Raw genomic sequence first — 22,940 nt, 5'->3', positions numbered from 1 at the left:
TAGAAAGACACTGGATCCCCACCTTCACGGAGACGACACGCTGCACATGCCCATCGCCTGACTGAGCGGTAGTGCCGCCTGAGGCGGACGCTCCCTGGCTTCAGACCCTGCCCTTACCCGCCACCGAGTAATTCACCTGGGTGTTGCGGGTCTTCATGAAGGCCTCGACGCTCTCGCCGCGCATTGCGGCGTAGATATGCAGATTGGGCACGCCCAGCGTGGCGCCGAGTTTTTCGAGCATGAAGAAGATCACGCCGTAATGGATCAGGCCGCGCCAGTCGCGGCGGCGGATCAGGTCGCGCTCGGTTTCGCTCAAGCCGGCTGCTTCGAAAGAGGCTTCAGGATCGACGAGGAAGGCCGCGCGGTGCTCGGGGCGGATCATCTCGTGCAGGTAGCGGTTGATGCGGTAAGCCCGCACGCTGCGCTCCAGATCGAAAGCATAGGTGCCCTGCAGTTTTTCGGCGCCCGCCAGCTGCTCGCCCATGCGGGCGCGGTGGCGGGCCTGCTGGGCGCCGGTCGCCGGGCGACCTTCGTCTTCGAGGATCAGAGTGGCGATGCCAGTCATCGAGGGCAGGTAGTAGGAGCTGTGCAGGCGCTTCACATTCGCCGAGAGCGCGCCGCGCATGATCAGCCACATGATGACTTCAGCGCCTTCCAGCCCGCCCAGTTCGGCGTATTCGGCGTGGGTCATACCGGCGAGCTGGGCCGGATCCTGCGTGATCAGGTCGAGGAACTGGTGATCCCACTCGGTGTTGTTGAAGCCGGCACGCTCGCCGTGCACCTGGTGCGAGAGGCCGCCGGTGGCGACTACCGCCACCTTGAGGTCTTCCGGATAGCTTTCCACGGCGCGGCGCAGGGCCTGGCCCAGCTTGTAGCAGCGTGCTGCACTCGGGATCGGGAATTGCAACACGCCGACCTGCAGCGGCACCACGGTAGTGGGCCACTGATTGTCCGGCCGGTCGAGCAGCACCGACATCGGCGAGAAGAAGCCGTGATCAAGCGGTTTATCCTGAAAGAAAGACATGTCGAACTCGTCGGTCACCAGGCTGGTGGCAATGTGCCGGGCCAGTGCCGGGTGGCCGGCCGCAGGCGGCAGATCGCGTGCGCCGCCACCTTCGTCCGCCACCGCGTATTGCTCGCCCACGCCCAGCGCGAAGGCCGAGTAGTGGTCGAAGAAGAAGGAGGTGACGTGATCGTTGAACACGTAGATCAGCACATCCGGCTTGTGTTCGCTGAACCACGCGCGCAAAGGTTCGAAGGCTGTGAAGATCGGCGCCCAGGCCGGATCGTTCTGCTTGCTGTGGTCGTAGGCGAAGCCGATGGTGGGGGTATGCGAAACCGCCACGCCGCCAATGATTCTTGCCATTCCTGTCTCCTTATTCATTCGGCTGCGGCATCGCGCTGGGAGGCGCGTGCTGCAGCATAGACAACACCATCGAAAAGTTTGCGGGCGCTCAGGACCAATCCTGCCGAGCGAAATGCGCCCGCGCCATCGGTTTCTACCTGCACCCGCGTAGCGCCCGAGGGATGCTCGATGCGCATGGCCTTGCTGGCCCCGGCCGGCACTTGCGCCAGGCCTTCGGCCACGCTGCCGGGCAGTGCTGCGGCGGTCGCCACACTGAGCGCGCCAAACACGCCGATGCCGGCATGGCAGCGGTGCGGGATGAAACTGCGGGTGTTGATCACCCCGCCGGCTTGCGGCGCGCTGATCAAGCTCATTTTCGGCACCGACTGCTCGCGCACATCGCCCAGCTTCATCAGTGGCCCGGCTTCCAGACGGATCGCTTCGAGCCGCGCCTTGAGCGCCTCATCAGCATCGAGTTCGGCACGCGTCTCGTCGCCCCGGCAGCCCAGATCGGCGGCGCGAATCAGCACCACAGGCATGCCATTGTCGATGCACGTGACGTCCATGCCCTGAATCCTGTCGCGGGCCCGCCCGGTCGGCAGCAGCGCGCCGCAGGAAGAGCCGGCCGTGTCGCTGAAGAACAGCGGGATCGGCGCCGCCGTGCCAGGCACCCCATCGAGCGCCGCGTCACCCGCGTATTCGACGCGTCCCTCAGGCGTCTGCACCCGGGCCTCGGCGATCTGGCCGGTGTTCTCCATGTAGATGCGTACCACGGTTTCCGGGCCTTGCGGAGCAACCAGCCCGCGCTCGATGGCGAAGGGGCCGACGCCGGCGAGCAGATTGCCGCAGTTCTGTGCGCTGCTCACCCGCGGCTGATCGACGAAGACCTGCAGGAACAGGTAATCGACATCCACACCGGGGCGCTGCGACTTGCGCACGACCGCGACCTTCGATGTGAGGGGATCGGCGCCACCCATGCCGTCAATCTGGCGTGCATCGGGCGAGCCCATCACTGCGAGCAGGAAGGCGTCGCGCGTGGCCGGGTCGGCGGGCAGATCCTCGGCGAGGAAGTAGCCGCCTTTCGACGTACCGCCGCGCATCCACATGCAGCGTGCATTATTCATAGCGCAGGCCGGCTTTCGCGAGGGTGTCGCGCATGTTGTACATGTCCAGCCCCAGTTCGCCGGCTGCGAAGCGGGCGCGCTTGGCGCCTTCGTTGTCTTCGCGGGCCTGGGCGGCGGCGGCGACCTCAGCGGCCAGCGCGGCCGGCACGATCACGACGCCATCGTCATCGGCAACCACCACGTCGCCCGGATTGACCAGCGCGCCGGCACACACCACCGGGATATTCACCGAGCCGAGCGTGGCGCGGGTGCAGCCCTTGGCGTGAATTGCCCGGCTGAAGACCGGGAAGCCCATCGCGGTGAGGTCTTTCACATCGCGCACGCCACCATCGATGACCAGGCCTTTCGCGCCGCGAGCGCGGTAGGAGGTGGCCAGCAGGTCGCCGAAGAAGCCGTCGGTGCTGTCGGCCGTGCAGGCTGCGATGACCACGTCGCCGGGGCGGATCTGCTCGGCCGCCACATGCAGCATCCAGTTGTCGCCGGGCTGCAGCAGCACGGTCACGGCCGTGCCGCACAGATGCGCACCGGCGTAGATCGGGCGGATCGTGGGTTTCAGCAGCCCCACGCGGCCCATGGCCTCGTGAATGGTCGCCACGCCGAAGCGCGAGAGATGTTCGACAGCGGCCGGGTCGGCGCGCTCGATCTGCGTGCGCACCACGCCTAGATTGTTCATGCTCATTGCTTTCTCCTCAAAATCCACGGACCTTCACCTCGCACGGTTGGATCGCCGACGCGGGTCCGATACTTAGGGTGGAGTGAAACTCCACCGCATACGATGGCGGGCAAATGCCACGCATGTGTCTGGAAAAATGGCGGAGTTGGCACTCCGCCCTACGACTTGACGCCCCTCGGTCGTGACTCATCGCCCGCGGGCTTTCAGTTGCGCATCGAGGCGCGGATAGACGCGGCGAGCATTGCCCTCGAAGATCTGCGCGCGCTCGGCGTCGGACAAGGCGGCGGCGTTGATGTAACGCCGGGTGTCGTCGAAGTGATGGCCCGTCTCCGGGTCGATGCCGCGCACCGCGCCGATCATTTCGGACGCGAACAGCACGTTCTCGACCGGGATCACGCGCGTCAGCAGGTCGATGCCCGGCTGGTGATAGACGCAGGTGTCGAAGAAGATGTTTTTCAGCAGGTGCTCGCTGAGCAAGGGTTTCTTGAGCTCCTGCGCGAGGCCACGGTAACGCCCCCAGTGATAGGGCGCGGCGCCGCCGCCGTGCGGGATCACGAAGCGCAAGCTCGGGAAGTCGCGGAACAGATCGCCCTGGATCAGCTGCATCACGGCCGTGGTGTCGGCATTGATGTAGTGCGCGCCGGTGGTGTGGAAGCAGGCATTGCAGCTGGTGCTGACGTGGATCATCGCCGGGATGTCCAGCTCCACCATTTTTTCGTAGAGCGGATACCAGTGGCGGTCGGTCAGCGGCGGGCTGGTCCAGTGCCCACCGGAGGGATCCGGGTTGAGGTTGAGGCCGACGAAGCCGTATTCCTTCACGCACTTTTCCAGCTCGGCAATGCAGCTCGCCGGATCCACTCCGGGTGATTGCGGCAGCATTGCCGCGCCCACGAAGCGCTCGGGAAAAAGCTGGGCGACGCGATGGCACAGCTCGTTGCACAGCGCGGCCCAGGTGGCGGAGATCTGAAAGTCGCCGATGTGGTGGGCCATGAAGCTCGCGCGCGGCGAGAACAGCGTGAGATCGATGCCGCGCTCGTTCATCTTGGCGAGCTGATTGAGCTCGATGCTCTCGCGCAGCTCGTCGTCGCTGATCCGCAGCTCGCTGGCCTTCGGCATCGCCGAGGGATCCTTGATGCCGGCGATCTGGCGCTGGCGCCAGGCTTCGAGGGCCGCCGGTGCGGTGGTGTAGTGACCATGGCAGTCGATGATCATGATGCTTGGATTCCTTGCTTCGGTTCAGATGTAGGGCAGTTTCTGCGGCGCATGGCGCATGTGCAGGGCCAGCCCGAGAGCCGCCATATGGCTGCCGTTGCGGCCGAGGATGAGCTGGCACAGCGGCAGGAACTCGCGCTCCTCGAAGTCCGCATGGGCGCGGTAGCGGCTCACCAGCTCACCCGCCAGCGCGCCATCAAGCGGCTCGACATGGCCATTGGCGAGGCGCTTGAGCTGCGGCGCCAGGCGATACCAGAGCACTTCGATGGCGCGGTGCTCTTCGGTCAGGCGCTGCACCATGGCCTGCACCCTGGCGGCTTCTTCGCCGGCCACCGCGCTGGCCAGCACGGCGGTGAAGAGCTCGCGCTCCTCCTCCTCGTGGTGGGCCAGCATGGCTTCGGCGAAGAAGCGCTGGGTTTGCCCGGCGAGCTCCCGGGCGCGGGTCGCGGCGGCTGCCAGCGCCGGCAGTTCGCCCAGCGCACCAAGATGCGTGAGGATGCCTTCATGGCAGTGCGAGAAGCTCTCCAGCGGGGAGTCTTCCTGCGCGCCGGGTTTGCCGGGCAATTCAGCACTCACGATGCCACCTCCATTTCTTGTGCATTCATCGGCATGGGCTTATTTGATGGCGGCCGAATGCTTGGCGATCAGGGCCTTGGCCCCATCGAGCAGTTGCTGGCCGTTGTAGCCCTTGCCGTTCATCTCGCTGACCCAGGAGGCCTTCAGCGGCTCGGCCACTTTCTTCCAGTTGTCCAGCTCGGCCTTCGGGATCACGTAGGTGGTGTTGTGGGTGGTGAGCTTCTTGCCCTCGGCATCGGCCTGCAGGAAGGCTTTGCCGATCTGGCCGGAAAGCTCCACGCCGCTGTTGTGGTCGATCACCTTCTTCAGGTCGGCCGGCAGCGAGTCGTACTTGGCCTTGTTCATCGCGAAGATGAAAGTCGAGGTGTAGAAGGCGGGCTCGGCCGGGTCGGTTTCGCTGTGGTACTTCACAAGCTCCTGAATCTTCACCGAGGGCACCACTTCATAGGGCACAACCGCGCCATCGATCACGCCCTTGGCCAGCGCGTCGCCCACCTGCGGCACCGGCATGCTCACCGGCGTGGCGCCGAGCATGGCGATGAACTTGTTGGTGAGGCGGGTTGGCGCGCGCAGCTTCATGCCTTTCAGATCGGCTGCGGTGCGCACCTGCTTGCTGGTGGTGTGGAAAACGCCATCGCCGTGCACATGGAAGGCCAGCGGCTTCACATCCTTGAACTCGGCCTTTGCGTACTGATCGACGTAGTCCCACAGCGCGCGGCTGGTGGCTTCCGGGCTCTGCATCATGAAGGGCAGCTCGAAGGCTTCCACCATTGGGAAGCGGCCGGCGGTGTAGCCCGGCAGGGCCCACACGACATCGGCCACGCCATCGCGCACTTGCTCGTAGAGCTGGGCCGGAGTGCCGCCGAGCTGCATTGAGGGATAGATCTGGCACTTCATGCGCTCGTTCGATTCCTTGGCGATTTTCTCGCACCAGGGCGTGATGAACAGGGTGTTGGCCAAGGAGCTGATCGGCAGGTGAAAGTGCAGCTTGAGCGTGACGACGGGGTCGGCGGCCAGCGCCGGGGTGGCGGCCAGCGCCAGCAATGCGAGGCTGCAGACTTTGCCGATCATCTTCTGTTGGGTCTTCATGGTCTTGTCTCCTTGTCGGGTCGGGTGAAGCAGTGGACTTGGGGTGGGGCGGGCGGCGGGATCAGGTCAGCAGATGCACCAGCCACAGCGAGATGCCGGGGAAGGTGATGAGCAGACCAAGGCGAATGGCATCGGTGATCAGGAAGGGGATCACGCCCTTGTAGGTCTCGCTCATCGGCACGTCCTTGGCTAGGCCGTTCATGATGTAAACGTTCAGGCCGACCGGCGGGAAGATCATGCCGATCTCGCACACGGTGAGGATCAGGATGCCGAACCAGAGCGATTTGTCCGCCATGCCGAGGCCGAAGAAGTCCAGGCCCATGATCACCGGGAAGAGCGTCGGCACCGTGAGGAGGATCATCGACATCTCGTCCATCACGCAGCCGAGGATCACGTAGAAGAGCATCAGCCCGGCCATCACCAGCAGCGGGCTCAGCTGAAGGTGGCCCACCATGTCGGCCAGCTGGGCTGGCAGCTGGGAGAGCGCCAGCGCAGCATTGATCATGTCGGCGCCCAGGAAGATCAGGAAGATCATGCCGCTGGTCTGGGCCGTGGTGCGCACCGCGCTGATCAGCTTGGCGCGGCTCATCTGGCGCGTGACGAGGGTAATCAGGAAGGTCAGCAGCGCGCCGATGGCCGCGCCTTCGGTGGCGGTGAAGAAGCCGCCGTAGATGCCGCCGAAGACCAGGCCAAAGATCAGCGCGATATGCCAGACCTGCTTGCCGCAGCTCACGACTTCACGCAGCGAGGCCGGCTTGGCGGCCGGTGCCTGCTCGGGGTGAATCCGCACGGTGACCATGATCGCCAGCATGTAGCCAATGGCGGCCAGCAGCGCCGGCACATAGGCGGCGAGGAACATCTTGGTGATGTTCTGCTCGGTGAGGATGGCATACACCATCAGGGTCACCGAAGGCGGCAGCAGCACACCCATGGTGCCGCCGGTGGCCAGTGCGGCGGTGGCCAGACGGCCGGAGTAGTCGATGCGGCGCATCTGCGGGTAGGCCACCTGGGCAATCGTCGCGGTGGTGGCCACGGTGGAGCCGGAGATCGAGCCGAAGGCGGCGCAGGCGAGCACCCCGGCCATCGCCATGCCGCCGCGGAAGCGCCCGAGCAGTGCATTGGCGAAGTCGAAGAGTGCGCGCGCCAGGCCGCCCTGTACGGCCAGCGCGCCCATCAGCATGAAGAGCGGAATCACCGACAGGTCATACACCGACACCCGGCCATACACCGCGCCCTTCAGATGTGAGAGCAGCGGCAGCCAGCCTGAGAGCGCGAGATAGCCCAGCGCGCCGGGCACGAACATCGACACCGCAATCGGCGCTCGCAGGGCCATCAGCACCAGCATGCCGCCGAACATCGAGAGGCCAATCGAAAACGTACTCATGCTGCCACTCCCGCTTCGCCGCGCAGCTGGCACAGCGTCTGATAAAGACCGATCAACACCGAGAGTGCGAGGCCCGGCAGCATCAGCAGATAGGCGATCCACAGCGGAAAGTTCATCAGCATCGAGGCTTCGCCGGTCGCGCGGATGTCGATGCAGCCCACCGCCACGCGCCAGCAGATCAGCGCCAGCATCAGGGTGTAGAGCAGGCTGCCGAGGCCATCGAGCCATTCCTGCTTGCGGGCGGACAGGCCAGTGGTGAAGAAGTCCACGATGATGTTGGCGCGGCGGTACTGGGTGTAGGGCAGGAAGGAGGCCACCACCACCGCCGAGCCCAGCTGCACCAGTTCCACATCGCCGAGGATGGGGTTGGCGAAAAAGGTCCGGCCGATCACGCTGGCCACCGTCATGCCGGCCATGCTCACCAGCACCGTGCCGCCGATGCTGGCGCTGATGTCGCAGAGGCGACCGAGCCAGCGCTCGACCGGGCGCATTTGTTCAATGTTCGACTGCATCTTGTCTCCGTTGGATCCACCTGCCCGGCGCCTTGCGTGCGCGCCAGAGAGGTCTGTGTTGCTCGCCACACCCGGCTTTCTTGCGAGGCCTTCCGGTGGGCTGATCGGGTGAATCCAGTGTAGGCAGACTGCGTTGTCGGCTCGTTGCCGGCTGCTTATACTGCGTTCTGAAAATGTTATGACTTCATAAGTAAATTTTCGTTATGGTCCATTAGATAAGGATTGTGCGATGCATCTAAGTGAAAACCCTTATCAGAATTCGGGCGTACTGGAGCCGCTTCAGCACCTGCGCAACTTTCTCGCCGTGGCCCGAAGCGGCAGCGTGGCGCGGGCGGCAGAGCTGGTCTTCAAGGCGGCTTCGGCGGTCACGCGTTCGGTCGGGGAGCTGGAAGAGGCGCTGGGCACGCCACTCTTCGAGCGCCGCCCGCGCGGCATGCTGCTCAATGCCTATGGCGAGGCGGTGCAGCAGCGTGCCGAACGCATCGAGAGCGAAGTCAGCCAGGTGCTGGATGAGCTGGGCTGCAGCCGCAGCCAGCGCAACAGTCTGGCCAGCCTGCTGTTCTCCGGCCACAAGCTGCAATTGCTGATCAGCATGGCCGAGCAAAGGAATGTGACGGCGGTGGCCGCGCGCCTGGGCATCTCTCAGGCCGGAGCCAGCATGGCGCTGAAACGCTTTGAAACCGCGCTGGGCGCACCGCTCTTTCAGCGCATGCAGCAGGGCTTGCTGCCTACCGATGCGGCCGCGCGCCTGCTGGTGCATGCCAAACTGATCGCGGCCGAGTTGCGGCACATGCAGTCTGATCTGGCCGCCATCGCCGGCAGCCTGGCCGGTCATGTCACGGTAGGGGCGCTACCGCTCGGGCGCACTCTGATCGTGCCGGCCGGTATCGCGGCGGCGGTGGGGCGCCATCCGCGTCTGCGCGTGAGTACGGTTGAGAGTCCGTACGAAGTGCTGCTCGCGGGCTTGCGCAGCGGTGACATCGACTTCATCTTCGGCGCCCTGCGCGCCGATCGCGATACGCAAGGCCTGCTGCTCGAGCCGCTGTTTGAAGACCGCCTGGGCATCCTCGCACGTGCCGGCCATCCGCTTGCCGTACGCGAGCGCATCCCGCTCGCCGATCTGCTGAATGAGCAATGGGTATTGCCGCGCCCCGATGCGCCGGGCCGGCGCCTCGTCGATGCCTCCTTCAGTGAGCTGGGGCTGGCGCCGCCGCTGGCTTCGGTCGAGACCGGCGATCTGGCCATCCTGCGTAGCCTGCTCTTCTCCAGCAACATGCTTACCGCCATCTCGCCGCATCAGCTCTGTTTCGAGCTGGAGGCCGGCAAGCTCGTTGAACTGCCGGTCGAGCTGGGGCAGACGGTGCGCCAGATCGGCATCACCACCCGCGCCCATGCCCAGCTCTCGCCGGCTGCCGAAGCGGTGCTGGCGGCGATCCGGCATCAGGCTGGGCTCCTCCCGCCGCGACCTGCTGCGGCGCCCCGGGGCGCTTTTGAAGCATAATCCCCGCCTTTGCCCCACCGGGCTGATCGGACCTTTTCCGTGGCACGTGATGTAACAAGTTTCTCTGGCCGTCTGCTGGCCTATCTGGACATGCTCTTCGTGGATCACGGCATCTTCCGCGTGATCTACAACAACCTGCATGCCCTGCCCGGCGGCCTCTACCGCAGCAGCCAGCCCAGTCCGGGTCAGATCCGTAAATATCAGCGCAAGCTGGGCATCCGCACCATCATCAATCTGCGTGGAGCGGACGACTCGCGGCGCTATGCACTCGAGGCCGAGGAATGCCACCGTCTGGGCATCCGCCTGATCGACTTCAAGGGCATCCTCTCGCGCAGCGCGCCTTACGCTCACGTCATCAAGGATGCGCATACCCTGTTTGGCGAAATCGAATACCCGGTGCTGATCCATTGCAAGAGCGGCGCAGACCGCGCCGGCTTCGCTGCAGCGCTCTACCGCATGTTCCGCCAGGGCGAGCCGATTGCCGACGCGATGCGCGAGCTATCGTGGAAATATGGCCATTTGAAGGGCTCGAAGACCGGCATCCTCGATTTCTTCTTTGAAGAATATCTGATCGCCAACGCCCGCGAGCCGATCGAATTCTTCACCTGGCTGGATACGGCTTACGACCGCGATCAACTCAAGGCGGCCTTTCATACACGAGGCTGGGCCGACTTCCTGGTCGACCGCGTGCTCCATCGCGAATAGGCAAGGCTGCGCTCGCCGAATACAGATTAACGATCATTGCCGGCCACAACCCGAGCCCCCACAATCCTGCCAGCCATTCAGGCCGAACCATCCAACCCAGCCCCGGGAAAGGACTCCCATGCACAAGAAAATCCTCCTCTGCGCAGCACTTGCAGCCTGCAGTACGGCCGCTTCTGCCGATCTCGGTGCCGGCCTGCAGGTAGGCAGTACCGGCTACGGCTTCGACGTGGCTTATCAGGTTATGCCGCTGGTGAGCGTACGTGCCGGCTACTCGCAGTACAGCTATTCGAAGTCTTTCACCGAAACCGATATCGACTACGACGCTGACGCCAAACTCTCCACACCGCGTCTGCTCGCCGATGTGAGCGTGGGCCTGGGCTTTCGCGTGACCGGCGGTTTTTATTACTCGAACAGCAAGGTGGATCTCACTGGCCGCCCCACCAACGGCACCTACAACTTCAATGGCACCCAATACCAGGCCAGCCAGATCGGTAGTGCCACCGGTCAAGTCAAATCCGGCAACAGCCTCGCACCCTATCTGGGCGTGGGCTACGGTAGCGTGTCCGGTGCCGGCATCGGTTTCTATGCCGACCTCGGTGCGTATTACATGGGCAGCCCCACCTCGACTCTCAATGTCAGCTGCGGCAGCGCCCTCAATGCAGCCCAGTGCAGCCAACTGCAAAGCGACGTAGCGGCCGAGAAGACCAAGTTCGACGACAAGATCAGCAAGTACAAGTGGTACCCGGTGCTGAGCCTAGGTGTCACCGTCGGCTTCTGAGCCAGAGTCTGTTGACATTGCCCCGGCCAGCTCATATTGGCCGGTTTGGCTATGGGGGCATCGCTGCGTTGATGCCCCTACAGCCCACAAACGTTGGCTGACAACGCAATAGCGAACGGGGCCGTAGCCGGGCAGCAGCCCGGCCACTGCTACAATCACGCCGGGCCTCACTCCGCAGGCCGCCTCTCCGGCATTCCGATGACTGATTCCTTCCGCCTCTATCGCCGCCTGCTGGCCTACATCAAGCCTTACTGGCGCGTTTCGGCCCTCTCCGTGCTGGCCATGGCTGCCGTTGCCGGGGCCACCCCGCTGCTCTCGGGGCAGTTCGAACCCCTGCTCGATGAAAGCCTGATCGCCCGCAATCCGGATGCCATGTGGCGGGTGCCGCTCACTATCCTGCTGATTGCCTGCGGCAAGAGCCTCGCCGAATACATCTCCAGCGTCTCCAGCCAGTGGGTGGCCAACAAAGCCATCGAAGATCTGCGCCGCCTCGTCTTCAACCATCAGATGGAACTTCCGGTCACGACCCACCAGGCGCAGACCACCGGACGCATGCTCTCGCGCATCACTTACGACATCCCGCAGGTCGGCGCTGCGCTGTCGACCGCCTGGATCGTGGTGATCCAGGACAGCCTGACCATCGTTGCCCTGCTCGCCTTCCTGTTCTACAAGGCCTGGCATCTGACCCTGATCATCTTTGCCATCGCCCCGGTAGTCGCCTGGATCATCCGCAAGGCCAGCACCGGCATGCGGGCCTCCAATCGTCTGCAGCAGGCCAGCATGGGTGAGATGACCTGTGCCGTAGAGGAGCAACTGGCCGGCCTGCGCGAAATCAAGATCTTCGGCACCCAGCAGCACGAAGCCAGCCGCTTCGCCCGCATCGCCACCCAGTTGCGCAAGGAAACCATGCGCGTCGTACGCATCTCCTCGGCCAATGTGCCGATGGTGCAGGTGCTGGCCTTCGCTGCCGTAGCCATCGTGATCTTCGCCGCCTCCAGCCTGGTCGAGAGTGGTCAGCTCACGCCGGGCCAGTTCGTGGCCTTCATCGCCACCATGGCCATGATCTTCGAACCCATCAGGCGCCTGACCAACATCAACTCCACGATCCAGCGCGGCCTGGCCGGCGCCCAGAGCATTTTCGAATTGCTGGATCTGCAAGCCGAAGAAGATCGCGGCCTGCAAAAGCTTGAGCGTGCGCGTGGCGAAATCCGGTTTGAAAACGTGAGCTTTGCCTACCCGGGTCAGGAAACACCCGCAGTAAGCGACTTCACGCTGAGCATCCAGCCCGGCGAAACCGTCGCCTTCGTCGGCGCCTCTGGCTCCGGCAAGACCACTCTGATGGCGCTCGTAGCACGCTTCTTTGAGGCCACTCAGGGGCGCATCCTGATTGACGGCCTGCCCCTGCAGGATCTGCCTCTCAACGACCTGCGCCAGCAACTCGCCCTGGTCGGCCAGCATGCGGCGCTCTTTGATGACAGCGTCGCCCACAACATCGGCTACGGCCGGCAACTGGCCAGTTTCGACGAAATCCAGGAAGCAGCCCGCCAGGCCCACGCACTGGAATTCATCAACAAGCTTCCGCAAGGCTTCGACTCACGCATCGGCAGCAACGGCAACCAGCTCTCCGGCGGCCAGCGCCAGCGCCTGGCCATCGCCCGCGCCTTCCTCAAGAACGCCCCGATCCTGCTGCTGGACGAAGCCACCTCGGCGCTGGACAACGAATCCGAGCGCGTTGTGCGTGAAGCACTGGTCGAGCTACGCCGTGATCGCACCGTGCTGGTTGTCGCCCACCGCCTGACCACCATCCGTGACGCCAATCGCATCGTGGTGATGGAGCGCGGCCGCATCGTCGAGATCGGCACCCACGAAAGCCTGATGACGGCAGGTGGCGCTTATGCCCGCCTGCTCGCCAGCGGAGAGGAGATCGTGGGTGACGAACCCACGCCGGCCGGCCTGAACGAGACCCTGGCCTTCAATGAGGCTGTTGCACGAGGCTAAGTCCCAGCCAGCAGACGGAACAGTGCATCAGCCTATCAAGTCCTGCTGCATCACCTGCGCCTGGCCGTAGGCTGGATGCAGCCCGGCCAGCACCCGTTCAGCAAACCCTTGGCGCTGCCAGAACGCACTGGCGCTACCGACAGCCACCAGACGGATTCTGTCCAGACCGGCGCGCAGGGCCTCACCCGCCACGCAGGCATACAGCTGGCGTCCTGCCGCCATTCCCCGGTGATTAGGGCAAACAGCCAGGTCATGCAGGAACAGATGCTCCGCCACACAAGCAGGCAAGGGCTCGTGCAGCGGTGGCGGCGCACCACTCCAGGGATGAGCAAAGACATAGCCCGCCAGTTGCCCACCTTGCTCGGCTACCCAGCAGAAAGCAGGCCCCGCCTCCAAGCGGCTCGCCAAGGCTTCCTGCGGCTCGTGATAGACGTCCGGATAAACTCGGCACTGCAAAGCAAAAGCGGCCGGCAAGTCTGCCGGCCGCATCGGGCGGATCTGCAACTCAGGCCTCACGCTTGAGCAAGCGCGCGGCCTCCAGCGCATAGTAGGTCAGGATGCCATCCGCACCGGCACGCTTGAAGGCCAGGAGAGACTCCATGAACACCGCCTGCTCGTCCAGCCAGCCGTTCGCTGCGGCAGCCTTGAGCATCGCGTACTCGCCGCTGACCTGATATACAAAGGTTGGCACCGCCAACTCGCTCTTCACGCGCCGCACGATGTCCAGATAAGGCATGCCGGGTTTGACCATGAACATGTCCGCGCCCTCGGCAATATCCTGTGCCACTTCACGGATCGCCTCATCCGAATTGGCTGGATCCATCTGGTAGCTGTATTTGTTGCCCTTGCCCAGATTGCCCGCAGAGCCCACCGCATCACGGAAGGGACCGTAAAAACTCGATGCATATTTGGCTGAATAGGCAAGGATACGGGTATGGATATGCCCCGCCCCCTCCAGCGCACTGCGAATGCGCGCCACTCGCCCGTCCATCATGTCTGACGGGGCCACCACATCAGCACCGGCGGCTGCGTGACACAGCGCCTGCTTCTCTAGCGCAGCCAGGGTCTCGTCATTCAGTACATAGCCGTTCGCATCAATCAACCCGTCCTGACCATGACTCGTATAGGGATCCAGCGCCACATCCGTGATCACCCCAAGCGCTGGAAACGTTTCCTTCAACGCTCGCACCACGCGCGGCACCAGCCCGTCGGGATTCCAGGCATCTTCCGCAGCATCACTCTTGCCGGCTTCGATCACCGGGAATAGCGCCAGTGCCGGAACCCCCAAATCCACAGCCTCTGCTGCGATATCCAGCAATCTGTCGAGCGATACGCGGCTGACCCCGGGCATTGAAACCACCGGCTCAACACGCCCCTGCCCCTCGAGAACAAATACCGGATAGATCAGATCATCGCTGCTCAAACGCGACTCGCGCATCAGGCGACGGGAAAACTCATCACGCCGCATGCGACGTGGGCGATTGGCGGGAAAGCGGGCAAAGGCTGTCATGGCTGACTCACAGAGCTAACAACACGGCTATCGCCGCGATGAATTTACGATTTTTTACAATCAAGGCCTAAAACTTTTCGACCTCGCGCCGTTCATAGCTATAGGTAGCGCGAGCTACCTCCCGCTTCACCTCCCTGAGCGGGAACCTGAATGAACTCCCCCGGGTCATTCAGGTCATTCCAGCCCCGGCGTGCCCCCTCGCGCCGGGGTTTATTTTTATTCAGCACGGGCAGCATCTTCCGGCAGACCCAGCTCTTCCGGTGAATGTGTGCCCAGCCATCCCCCTACGACTTTTTCAACTTCCTCGACACCGCTTTTCTTGAGGCTTGAGAAAAGCTGCACGCTGATGTTCGGACCCCAAGCGGCCAGATCCTTGCGCACCTTGGCAAGCGTCTGCATGGCCGGACCACGCGTCAGCTTGTCGGATTTGGTCAGCAAAACGTGGATCGGCCGCCCGGTCGGCGCGAACCAACCCAGCATCTGCTGATCGAGCGGGGTAAGCGGGTGACGCGAATCCATGATCAGGATCAGGCCGATCAGGCTGTCACGACGTGTCAGATACTCCTCCAGCAGCTTCACCCACTGCTTGCGGATCGCCTCCGGTACCTTGGCGTAGCCATAACCAGGCAAATCCACCAATGCCGCACCATTGTTCATGCGGAAAATATTGATCAGCTGGGTACGCCCCGGCGTCTTGCTGACGAAGGCCAGGCGCGTATGACCAACGAGTGTATTGATCGCGCTGGATTTACCGGCGTTCGAACGCCCTGCAAAGGCTATCTCCGCACCCATCGAAGGGGGCAGATCCTGAGGGCGGGCGATGGAGATTTCAAAACGGGCAGCACGAAAAAGGGACATGGAAAACAACCAGAAGGATTTGCTGGCGCACACGCGGAATTCCGCGTCGGGCGCAGGGCGGTATAGAATATCAGGATTCAAGAACGCCACACCTCAGAGGTGACAATGATCGCGCGCATTTCAATCCTGACGATTGCCCTGACTATCCAGACGGCCTTTGCCCAGTCCGCCCCCGCAAACAAACCAGACTTGGCACGTGCCAAGCAGACGGCAGAGACCGTCTGTGTGGCCTGCCATGGTGCAGACGGCAACAGTGCAGCAGCCACTTTCCCGAAGATTGCCGGGCAGCACGAGCAGTACCTGCTTAAACAACTACGCAACTTCAAGCAAGTCGGCGACAAGCCTGCTGAACGCGTAAACGCATCCATGGCGCCCATGGTTGCAGCATTGTCGGATACCGACATGCAAGGGCTCGCGCGTTACTACTCACAGCAAAAACTGAAGCCCGAAGCAGCCAAGAGCCTCAAGACCGTCGAGCTCGGCCAGAAGCTCTGGCGCTCAGGCAATGCAGCGACCGGTGTGCCGGCCTGTGCAGGCTGTCATGGCCCGGCAGGCCAAGGCATTCCGAACCAGTACCCACGCCTGGCAGGACAGTTCGCCGATTACACTGAAACTCAACTCAAGAGCTTCCGTCTTGCAGAACGCGCCAACGATCCCAACAGCATGATGCGCGGCTTTGCTTCGCGCCTGACCGACGCGGAAATCAAGGCGGTATCGGACTACATCGCCGGCCTGCGCTAAAGCGACGCCACACGTTCCGGATCTGCAATAGCAGTCCGAAAACCCCAGAAAACAAAAAGGACGCCGAGGCGTCCTTTTTGTTTGGGTAGCGCCTGCTTATTCAGCAGCCGGAACCTCTTCGGTCAGCAGAGCCTTCATCGACAGCTTGACCTTACCCTTCTCGTCGGTCTCAAGAACCTTCACGCGCACGACCTGACCTTCCTTGAGGTAGTCAGAGACGTTATTGACGCGCTCTTTGGCGATTTGCGACACATGCAGCAGACCATCACGGCCCGGCATGATGTTCACGATCGCGCCGAAGTCCAGAATGCGCAGCACCGGACCTTCGTAGATTTTGCCAACTTCAACTTCAGCAGTAATCTGGTCGATACGGCGCTTGCATTCGTCGGACTTGGATTGGTCCGCAGAAGAGATGGTCACGGTACCGTCATCTTGAATATCGATGACACAACCGGTTTCTTCGGTCAGACCGCGAATCACAGCGCCGCCCTTACCGATCACATCACGGATTTTCTCGGGATTGATCTTGAAGCTCATCATGCGCGGCGCAAAAGCGGACAGCTCCTTGCTGCCATTCAGGGCCTCATCCATCAGCCCGAGGATGTGCAAACGACCTTCCTTGGCTTGTTCCAGGGCCTTGTTCATGATGGCCGGCGAGATCGAGTCGATCTTCAGATCCATCTGTAGCGCGGTCACGCCAGTAGTCGTGCCTGCCACCTTGAAATCCATGTCACCGAGGTGATCTTCATCACCCAGGATGTCGGTCAGCACGGCAAAACGGCCACCGTCCTTGATCAAGCCCATGGCAATGCCCGCCACCGGCGCCTTCAGCGGCACACCAGCATCCATCATCGACAGCGAACCGCCACAAACGGAAGCCATCGAGGAGGAACCGTTGGACTCCATGATTTCGGACACGACACGGATCGTATAACCAAACTCCTTGGCATCCGGCAGCACGGCAGCCAGGGCGCGCTTGGCCAGACGGCCATGGCCGATTTCGCGGCGCTTGGGCGAACCCACACGGCCGGTTTCACCGGTGGAGTACGGCGGGAAGTTGTAATGGAGCATGTAACGCTCCTTGTACTCGCCAGCGATGGCGTCGATGATCTGTTCATCGCGGCCAGTACCCAGTGTGGTCACGACCAGCGCTTGGGTTTCACCACGGGTGAACAAAGCCGAACCGTGAGTACGCGGCAAAACACCCGCACGGATGCTGATCGGGCGCACGGTGCGGGTATCGCGACCGTCGATACGCGGTTCGCCAGCCAGGATGCGGCCACGAACAATGGCAGACTCGAGTTCGAACAGAATGTCCTTGACGTCCTTGTCCTTCGGCGCACCTTCTTCACCAGTCACCAGAGCGGCGATCGCCTTCTTGGTCACATCCTTCAGCAGACCGCTGCGCACAGACTTGCTGGTGGTACCGAAAGCGGCCTCCAGATCAGCCTGGGCAACCTCCTTAACCTTGGCGATCAAGGCTTCGTTCTTCGCCGGAGCAATGAACTCGACTTCCGGCTTACCGGCTACTTCCACCAGTTCGTGGATAGCTTGGATGGCAGCCTGCATTTGCTGGTGACCGAAAACCACGGCACCGAGCATGATTTCTTCGGACAGCTGATCCGCTTCGGACTCCACCATCAGCACACCAGCTTCGGTACCCGCCACCACCAGATTCATCTGGCTGCTGGCGAGCTGGGTCGTGGTCGGGTTGAGAATGTACTGACCGTCGATGTAACCCACGCGCGCAGCACCGATCGGGCCATTGAACGGCACACCGGAGATAGCCAAGGCAGCAGAAGTCGCGATCATTGCCGGAATATCGCCATCGATTTCCGGATTCTGGGACAGCACGGTCGCCACAACCTGCACTTCGTTGTAGTAGGCGTCAGGGAAAAGCGGACGGATCGGACGATCGATCAGACGCGAAGTCAGCGTTTCTTTCTCGGTCGGACGACCTTCACGCTTGAAGAAACCGCCGGGGATACGACCCGCAGCGTAAAACTTCTCCATGTAATCGACGGTAAGGGGGAAGAAGTCCTGGCCCGGCTTCGGATCCTTGGCAGCAACAACGGTCGCCAGCACCACGGTATCGTCGATGGTACAGATGACAGCGCCATGAGCCTGACGAGCAATCTCGCCGGTTTCAAGGGTCACGGTATGCTGCCCGTACTGGAAGCTTTTCTTGGTTGCGATAGGCACGGATTTATCCTTTCTGGATGCGCTTCACATGAAGCGGTTCGCCCGGCTGCCAGATGCAGCGGGCATGACAGACACTACTGATGAAACAGGATAACGGGCCACATGAAACAAAGCCGGCCAAGCCCCTTCGGCCTGCCGGCTTTGCTGATTTCAACGCGGACTGAGTCCGCGTGACAAGCGACCCTGCAATGGCATTACTTGCGCAGGCCGAGACGCTCGATCAGAGCGCGATAGCCCTGGAAGTTCTTGCTCTTGTAGTAGTCCAGCAGCTTGCGACGCTGGCTAACCATCTTGAGCAGGCCACGGCGGGAATGGTGATCCTTGACGTTGGCCTTGAAGTGGTCGGTCAGGCCATTGATACGTGCGGTCAGCAGAGCGACCTGAACTTCGGGCGAGCCGGTATCACCCGGGGCACGCTGGTAGTCAGCAACGATCTGAGCCTTTTGTTCGATAGAAATCATTCTTGAGTCTCTTAAGGTTGTCCTTTAGCAAGCCCGTGATTATACGGGAGCAAGCGCTCCCAGCACAAGTCTGCCAAGGTGTTTCATTGCGCGGCAAAAGCAATCAGCCGCACCGGCTTTACCTGCTGATTACTCTCCGCCATACCAAGGCCGAGGAAATCCGGGCCGTATACCCGCACTTCCCCCTCCCCAGCCGCGATTCTCACTGCTTGTCCATGCAGAAAACTGCTCCGCCCAAGCGAGTCCAGCTGCACTTCCGGCAAATGCGCCAGCAATGCGTCAGGGGGAGCCAGCAACGGACGCCGGGCGCTCTCCTCCACAGCAGTAATCTGCTCCAGCGTCAACGCCGCATCGATCTCCAGCGGCCCGATTCCAGTGCGTCGCAGAGCAGTCAGATGCGCACCGCAACCGAGCAAGGTACCGATATCCTCACCCAGAGTGCGGACATAGGTTCCCTTACTGCAACGAACCACGATATCCACCTCTGGCAAAGCAATGCGCTTCACCTCAAGCGAATGAATCGTCACACGACGCGCTTCGCGCGCGATCTCGATTCCTTGCCGTGCGTATTCGTAAAGCGCCTTACCCTGGTGCTTCAGTGCCGAATACATCGGAGGCACCTGCTCGATTTCGCCAATAAAGTGGGTGCAGGCCGCGTGCACCGCCGCTTCGTCCGCGACGACGGGGCGCTCAACCAGCACTTCGCCTTCAGCATCCCCAGTCGTCGTGGTCACGCCCAAATGCAGCGTCGCCACATAAGTTTTGTCGGCTTCCAGCAGACGATTGGAAAACTTGGTCGCCTCGCCAAAGCACAGCGGCAACAAGCCTGTCGCCATAGGATCCAGGGTGCCGGTATGACCCGCCTTGGCGGCCGAAAACAGGCGGCGCGCCTTTTGCAGGGCATCGTTGGAACTCAACCCGCCCGGTTTGTCGAGCAGCAGCACTCCATCAACGATCTGCCAGCGCTTGCGCGGAGGCTGATTCATGCCTTCGACTCTTCTTCACCCGGCGCTTCATCACCGCGCTGTGCACGATCTGCCGTTACCACCTGGTCGATCAGCACTGACATGTAACTGCCGTGCTCAACCGAGCGGTCATACACGAAATGCAACTCCGGCGTAGTGTGGATCCGAACCCGACGCCCCAACTCACGACGCAGAAAACCACTAGCACGACGCAAACCGATAAGGATCTCATCGAGCCCCTCCTCACCTTTCATGGAGGTGAAAAACACCTTGGCATGAGCGTAGTCAGGCGTGAGTTCAACATCCGTCAGCGAAATGAAGCCCACACGCGGATCCTTCACTTCCAGACGGATCAGCTCAGCCAGCTCGCGCTTGATCTGCTCGGCCACACGGGCCCCACGGGAAAATTCTTTAGCCATCATTTTCTCCAACACAAACGGGCCCCGCAGGGCCCGCTTGCGTTACAACCAGTCTTTCATCCGCTTAGAGGGTACGAGCGATTTCCTGGATTTCATACACTTCCAGCTGGTCGCCTTCCTTGATGTCATTGAAGTTCTTCAAGGAGAGACCGCACTCGTAGTTCGACTTAACTTCCTTGACGTCGTCCTTGAAGCGCTTGAGCGACTCGAGTTCGCCATCGAAGTGCACCACGTTGTTGCGCAGCAGGCGGACACGCGAATTGCGCTTGACCACACCATCCAGTACGTAACAACCCGCAATCGTACCAACCTTGGAAATAACAATAACCTGACGGATCTCGACCGTGCCGATGACTTGTTCGCGCTTTTCAGGCGCCAGCATGCCGGACAACGCTGCCTTCACCTCATCCACTGCATCGTAAATGATGTTGTAGTAGCGCAGATCGACGCCGAAAGTCTCGGCCAGCTTGCGCGAGTTGGCATCCGCACGGGTGTTGAAGCCGATGATGACCGCTTGCGAAGCTTGCGCCAGATTGACGTCGGACTCGGAAATGCCGCCCACAGCTGCGTGAATGACGTTAACGCGCACTTCGTCGGTGGAGAGCTTCTGCAGCGACTGCACCAGCGCTTCCTGCGAACCCTGCACGTCAGCCTTCACGATCAGGTGCAGCGACTTGACTTCACCTTCCTTCATTTGATCCATCAGGGTTTCGAGCTTAGCGGCCTGCTGCTTGGCCAGCTTTACGTCACGATACTTGCCCTGACGGAACAAGGCGATTTCACGCGCCTTGCGCTCGTCAGACATGCCCATGACTTCGTCACCGGCCGACGGAACTTCGGACAGACCGAGAATCTCGACAGGAATAGACGGCCCGGCCGAATTGATCGGCTTACCGTTCTCATCCAGCATGGCACGCACCTTACCGAATGCAGCACCGGCCAGCACCACGTCACCACGACGCAGCGTGCCGCTTTGCACCAGCATGGTGGCCACCGGGCCACGCCCCTTATCCAGACGCGCTTCGATGATCAGGCCCTTGGCAGGCGCTTCGATCGGAGCGGTCAGCTCCAGCACTTCGGCTTGCAACAGGATGTTTTCCAGCAGCTCATCGATACCGACACCAGTTTTGGCCGATACCGGGCAGAACGGCGAATCGCCGCCGTACTCTTCCGGCACCACGCCTTCGGTGACCAGTTCCTGCTTGACGCGCTCAGGATTGGCTTCCGGCTTGTCGATCTTGTTCACCGCCACCACGATCGGCACACCGGCCGCTTTGGCGTGGTGAATGGCTTCCTTGGTTTGCGGCATCACGCCGTCATCCGCCGCCACCACCAGAATCACGATATCGGTTGCCTTGGCACCGCGGGCACGCATTGCAGTAAAAGCCTCGTGACCCGGAGTATCCAGGAAGCAAATCATGCCGCGCGGCGTTTCCACGTGGTAAGCGCCGATGTGCTGGGTAATACCGCCGGCTTCGCCTGCGGCCACCTTGGTACGACGGATGTAGTCAAGCAGCGAGGTCTTGCCGTGGTCGACGTGGCCCATGATGGTCACAACTGGAGCACGATGCTCGAGCTTCACATCCTTGGCTTCGTCACCTTCGATCAGGAAGGCTTCTGGATCATCGAGCTTGGCAGCCAGTGCCTGATGGCCCATTTCTTCCACGATGATCATCGCGGTTTCCTGGTCCAGCACTTGGTTAATGGTCACCATCTGACCCAGCATCATCATTTTCTTGATGACTTCCGTGGCCTTCACCGACATCTTGTGAGCCAGATCAGCCACCGAGATGGTTTCAGGCACGTGCACCTCACGCACCACCGGCTCGGTCGGCGCCTGGAAGCTGGTCGACTGATCCTGATGACGACCGCCACCATGACGGCTACCGCCCTTCGGTCCGCCACGCCAACCGGCAGCGCCACCCGCTGTATCGCCACGGGTCTTCAGACCACCGCGCTTGTTACGCGAATCATCATCACGCGAGGGCGCAGCCTTGGCCGGTTGTGCCGGTTTTTTACTGGCATCAGCACCTGCGGGCTTGTTCGGCTTATGCAGGGTGTGCCCCGTTTCCTTGCGGGCAGTTTCTTTGGCTTTTGCAGCTGCTGCCGCAGCAACTGCTGCGGCAGCAGCGTCCGCTTCGGCTTTGACACGCGCTTCAGCAGCAGCCTTGCGGGCAATCGTTTCGGCTTCACGAGCACGCTTGTCAGCCGCCTGTCGCTCCAGCAGTTCGCGCTGGCGACGATCTTCACGCTGACGCGAGGTCTCCACAGCAGGCGCAGCAGGGTTCGCAACGGAGACTTGCGCGACAGGCTCGAGCGGAGACTCAGGCTCAGGAGTCTGCTCAGGCTCAGGAACCGGCTCGGGCTCCGGAGCAGCTTCGGGTTCAGGCTCAGGTTCCGGAGCTGGCTCAGGTTCCGGGGCGGGTTCAGGCTCGGGAACGGGCTCCGGGGCGGGAACAACGACCTCCGGAATCAGCTCGGCAACCGGAGCTTCAATGGCATCAGCCACAGACGTCAGCTCTTCAACTTCAGTCTCCAGCGATTCAGCCGCAGCCTCACCAGCGAGGTCAATGTCGTCACGCTTGACGAATGTGCGCTTCTTACGCACCTCAACCTGAATGGTGCGGGATTTGCCCGACGAGTCGGCCGCCTTGATTTCAGTGGTCTGCTTACGGGTCAGGGTAATCTTGGACTTTGGAGCCGTCTCGCCATGTGAACGGCGCAGATAATCCAGAAGTCGTGCCTTGTCCTGCTCGCTGACCGTATCGGTCGGGCCAGACTTTGCGACCCCCGCCTTCTCGAATTGCTCGAGAAGGGCCGGAGCCGGCATTTTCAGTTCGGTGGCAAACTCCGCCACACTCATTTGCGCCATCGTGTGCTTCTCCCC

Annotated in this window: 21 protein-coding genes; 5 read left to right on the top strand and 16 right to left on the bottom strand. The window is 62.0% G+C overall.

The features are described 5' to 3' along the window. Positions 1–100: 100 nt before the first annotated feature. From Q3Y64_RS02090 to Q3Y64_RS02055, 8 genes are all read right to left on the bottom strand, one after another. On the bottom strand, positions 101–1,366 hold the full coding sequence (locus Q3Y64_RS02090) for a gallate dioxygenase (RefSeq protein ID WP_303559827.1): 1,266 nt from the start codon (positions 1,364–1,366) through the stop codon (positions 101–103). Positions 1,367–1,380: 14 nt separating this feature from the next. Then, positions 1,381–2,469: a 4-oxalomesaconate tautomerase gene (locus tag Q3Y64_RS02085; protein ID WP_303559825.1), complete on the bottom strand. Its 1,089-nt coding sequence runs from the start codon at positions 2,467–2,469 to the stop codon at positions 1,381–1,383. Next, entirely contained in the window at positions 2,462–3,148 is a 687-nt protein-coding gene (ligK, locus tag Q3Y64_RS02080) for a 4-carboxy-4-hydroxy-2-oxoadipate aldolase/oxaloacetate decarboxylase (RefSeq protein ID WP_303559823.1), read from the bottom strand. The genes Q3Y64_RS02085 and ligK overlap by 8 nt, the downstream gene beginning before the upstream one ends. A gap of 180 nt (positions 3,149–3,328) precedes the next feature. After that, positions 3,329–4,354 (bottom strand): amidohydrolase family protein, encoded by a 1,026-nt coding sequence (locus Q3Y64_RS02075; RefSeq protein ID WP_303559821.1) that lies wholly within the window; start codon positions 4,352–4,354, stop codon positions 3,329–3,331. A gap of 24 nt (positions 4,355–4,378) precedes the next feature. Then, positions 4,379–4,930: a hemerythrin domain-containing protein gene (locus Q3Y64_RS02070; protein WP_303559819.1), complete on the bottom strand. Its 552-nt coding sequence runs from the start codon at positions 4,928–4,930 to the stop codon at positions 4,379–4,381. 39 nt (positions 4,931–4,969) lie between these two features. Further along, positions 4,970–6,019: a TRAP transporter substrate-binding protein gene (locus tag Q3Y64_RS02065; protein WP_101942616.1), complete on the bottom strand. Its 1,050-nt coding sequence runs from the start codon at positions 6,017–6,019 to the stop codon at positions 4,970–4,972. Between the two features lie 61 nt (positions 6,020–6,080). Continuing rightward, complete coding sequence (locus Q3Y64_RS02060; protein ID WP_303559817.1) at positions 6,081–7,403, bottom strand: TRAP transporter large permease; 1,323 nt, start codon at positions 7,401–7,403, stop codon at positions 6,081–6,083. After that, entirely contained in the window at positions 7,400–7,915 is a 516-nt protein-coding gene (locus Q3Y64_RS02055; protein ID WP_303559814.1) for a TRAP transporter small permease, read from the bottom strand. The genes Q3Y64_RS02060 and Q3Y64_RS02055 overlap by 4 nt, the downstream gene beginning before the upstream one ends. A gap of 229 nt (positions 7,916–8,144) precedes the next feature. Between Q3Y64_RS02055 and Q3Y64_RS02050 the strand changes: the two genes are divergently transcribed. From Q3Y64_RS02050 to msbA, 4 genes are all read left to right on the top strand, one after another. Continuing rightward, the gene (locus tag Q3Y64_RS02050) at positions 8,145–9,416 is read left to right on the top strand and encodes a LysR family transcriptional regulator (RefSeq protein WP_303559813.1); all 1,272 of its coding nucleotides are present in this window, start codon (positions 8,145–8,147) and stop codon (positions 9,414–9,416) included. 39 nt (positions 9,417–9,455) lie between these two features. Continuing rightward, positions 9,456–10,121, top strand: coding sequence for a tyrosine-protein phosphatase (locus Q3Y64_RS02045; RefSeq protein WP_303559811.1), 666 nt, complete (start codon positions 9,456–9,458; stop codon positions 10,119–10,121). Positions 10,122–10,239: 118 nt separating this feature from the next. Further along, positions 10,240–10,899: a hypothetical protein gene (locus Q3Y64_RS02040; RefSeq protein WP_101942612.1), complete on the top strand. Its 660-nt coding sequence runs from the start codon at positions 10,240–10,242 to the stop codon at positions 10,897–10,899. A 198-nt stretch (positions 10,900–11,097) separates the two neighbouring features. Further along, complete coding sequence (gene msbA, locus Q3Y64_RS02035; RefSeq protein ID WP_303559809.1) at positions 11,098–12,897, top strand: lipid A export permease/ATP-binding protein MsbA; 1,800 nt, start codon at positions 11,098–11,100, stop codon at positions 12,895–12,897. Positions 12,898–12,924: 27 nt separating this feature from the next. Here the strand turns inward: msbA and Q3Y64_RS02030 are convergent, their stop codons facing one another. The 3 genes from Q3Y64_RS02030 to yihA form a co-directional block, all read right to left on the bottom strand. Then, entirely contained in the window at positions 12,925–13,386 is a 462-nt protein-coding gene (locus Q3Y64_RS02030) for a GNAT family N-acetyltransferase (protein ID WP_158239230.1), read from the bottom strand. 16 nt (positions 13,387–13,402) lie between these two features. Beyond that, a complete protein-coding gene (gene hemB / locus Q3Y64_RS02025; RefSeq protein WP_303559806.1) occupies positions 13,403–14,407 on the bottom strand; it encodes a porphobilinogen synthase in 1,005 nt (334 codons plus the stop codon). 216 nt (positions 14,408–14,623) lie between these two features. Further along, a complete protein-coding gene (gene yihA / locus Q3Y64_RS02020; protein ID WP_101942792.1) occupies positions 14,624–15,265 on the bottom strand; it encodes a ribosome biogenesis GTP-binding protein YihA/YsxC in 642 nt (213 codons plus the stop codon). Between the two features lie 105 nt (positions 15,266–15,370). Between yihA and Q3Y64_RS02015 the strand changes: the two genes are divergently transcribed. Further along, complete coding sequence (locus Q3Y64_RS02015; protein ID WP_303559804.1) at positions 15,371–16,006, top strand: cytochrome c; 636 nt, start codon at positions 15,371–15,373, stop codon at positions 16,004–16,006. Between the two features lie 96 nt (positions 16,007–16,102). Here Q3Y64_RS02015 and pnp read toward each other — a convergent pair whose 3' ends face one another. From pnp to infB, 5 genes are all read right to left on the bottom strand, one after another. Next, entirely contained in the window at positions 16,103–18,208 is a 2,106-nt protein-coding gene (gene pnp, locus Q3Y64_RS02010; protein ID WP_303559802.1) for a polyribonucleotide nucleotidyltransferase, read from the bottom strand. A gap of 194 nt (positions 18,209–18,402) precedes the next feature. After that, positions 18,403–18,669, bottom strand: a complete 267-nt coding sequence (gene rpsO, locus Q3Y64_RS02005; RefSeq protein WP_101942606.1) for a 30S ribosomal protein S15 — start codon at positions 18,667–18,669, stop codon at positions 18,403–18,405. Positions 18,670–18,752: 83 nt separating this feature from the next. Then, positions 18,753–19,655 (bottom strand): tRNA pseudouridine(55) synthase TruB, encoded by a 903-nt coding sequence (gene truB, locus Q3Y64_RS02000; RefSeq protein ID WP_101942605.1) that lies wholly within the window; start codon positions 19,653–19,655, stop codon positions 18,753–18,755. After that, a complete protein-coding gene (rbfA, locus tag Q3Y64_RS01995) occupies positions 19,652–20,053 on the bottom strand; it encodes a 30S ribosome-binding factor RbfA (protein ID WP_101942604.1) in 402 nt (133 codons plus the stop codon). The genes truB and rbfA overlap by 4 nt, the downstream gene beginning before the upstream one ends. Positions 20,054–20,117: 64 nt before the next feature. Continuing rightward, positions 20,118–22,925 carry a translation initiation factor IF-2 gene (gene infB, locus Q3Y64_RS01990; protein WP_101942603.1) on the bottom strand — a complete coding sequence of 936 codons (2,808 nt, stop codon included), beginning with the start codon at positions 22,923–22,925 and terminating at the stop codon, positions 20,118–20,120. Positions 22,926–22,940 lie beyond the last annotated feature (15 nt).

This window comes from Uliginosibacterium sp. 31-12, from assembly GCF_030548425.1.
GTDB lineage: Bacteria > Pseudomonadota > Gammaproteobacteria > Burkholderiales > Rhodocyclaceae > Uliginosibacterium > Uliginosibacterium aquaticum.
This window is presented reverse-complemented; position numbering and strand designations above follow the sequence as displayed.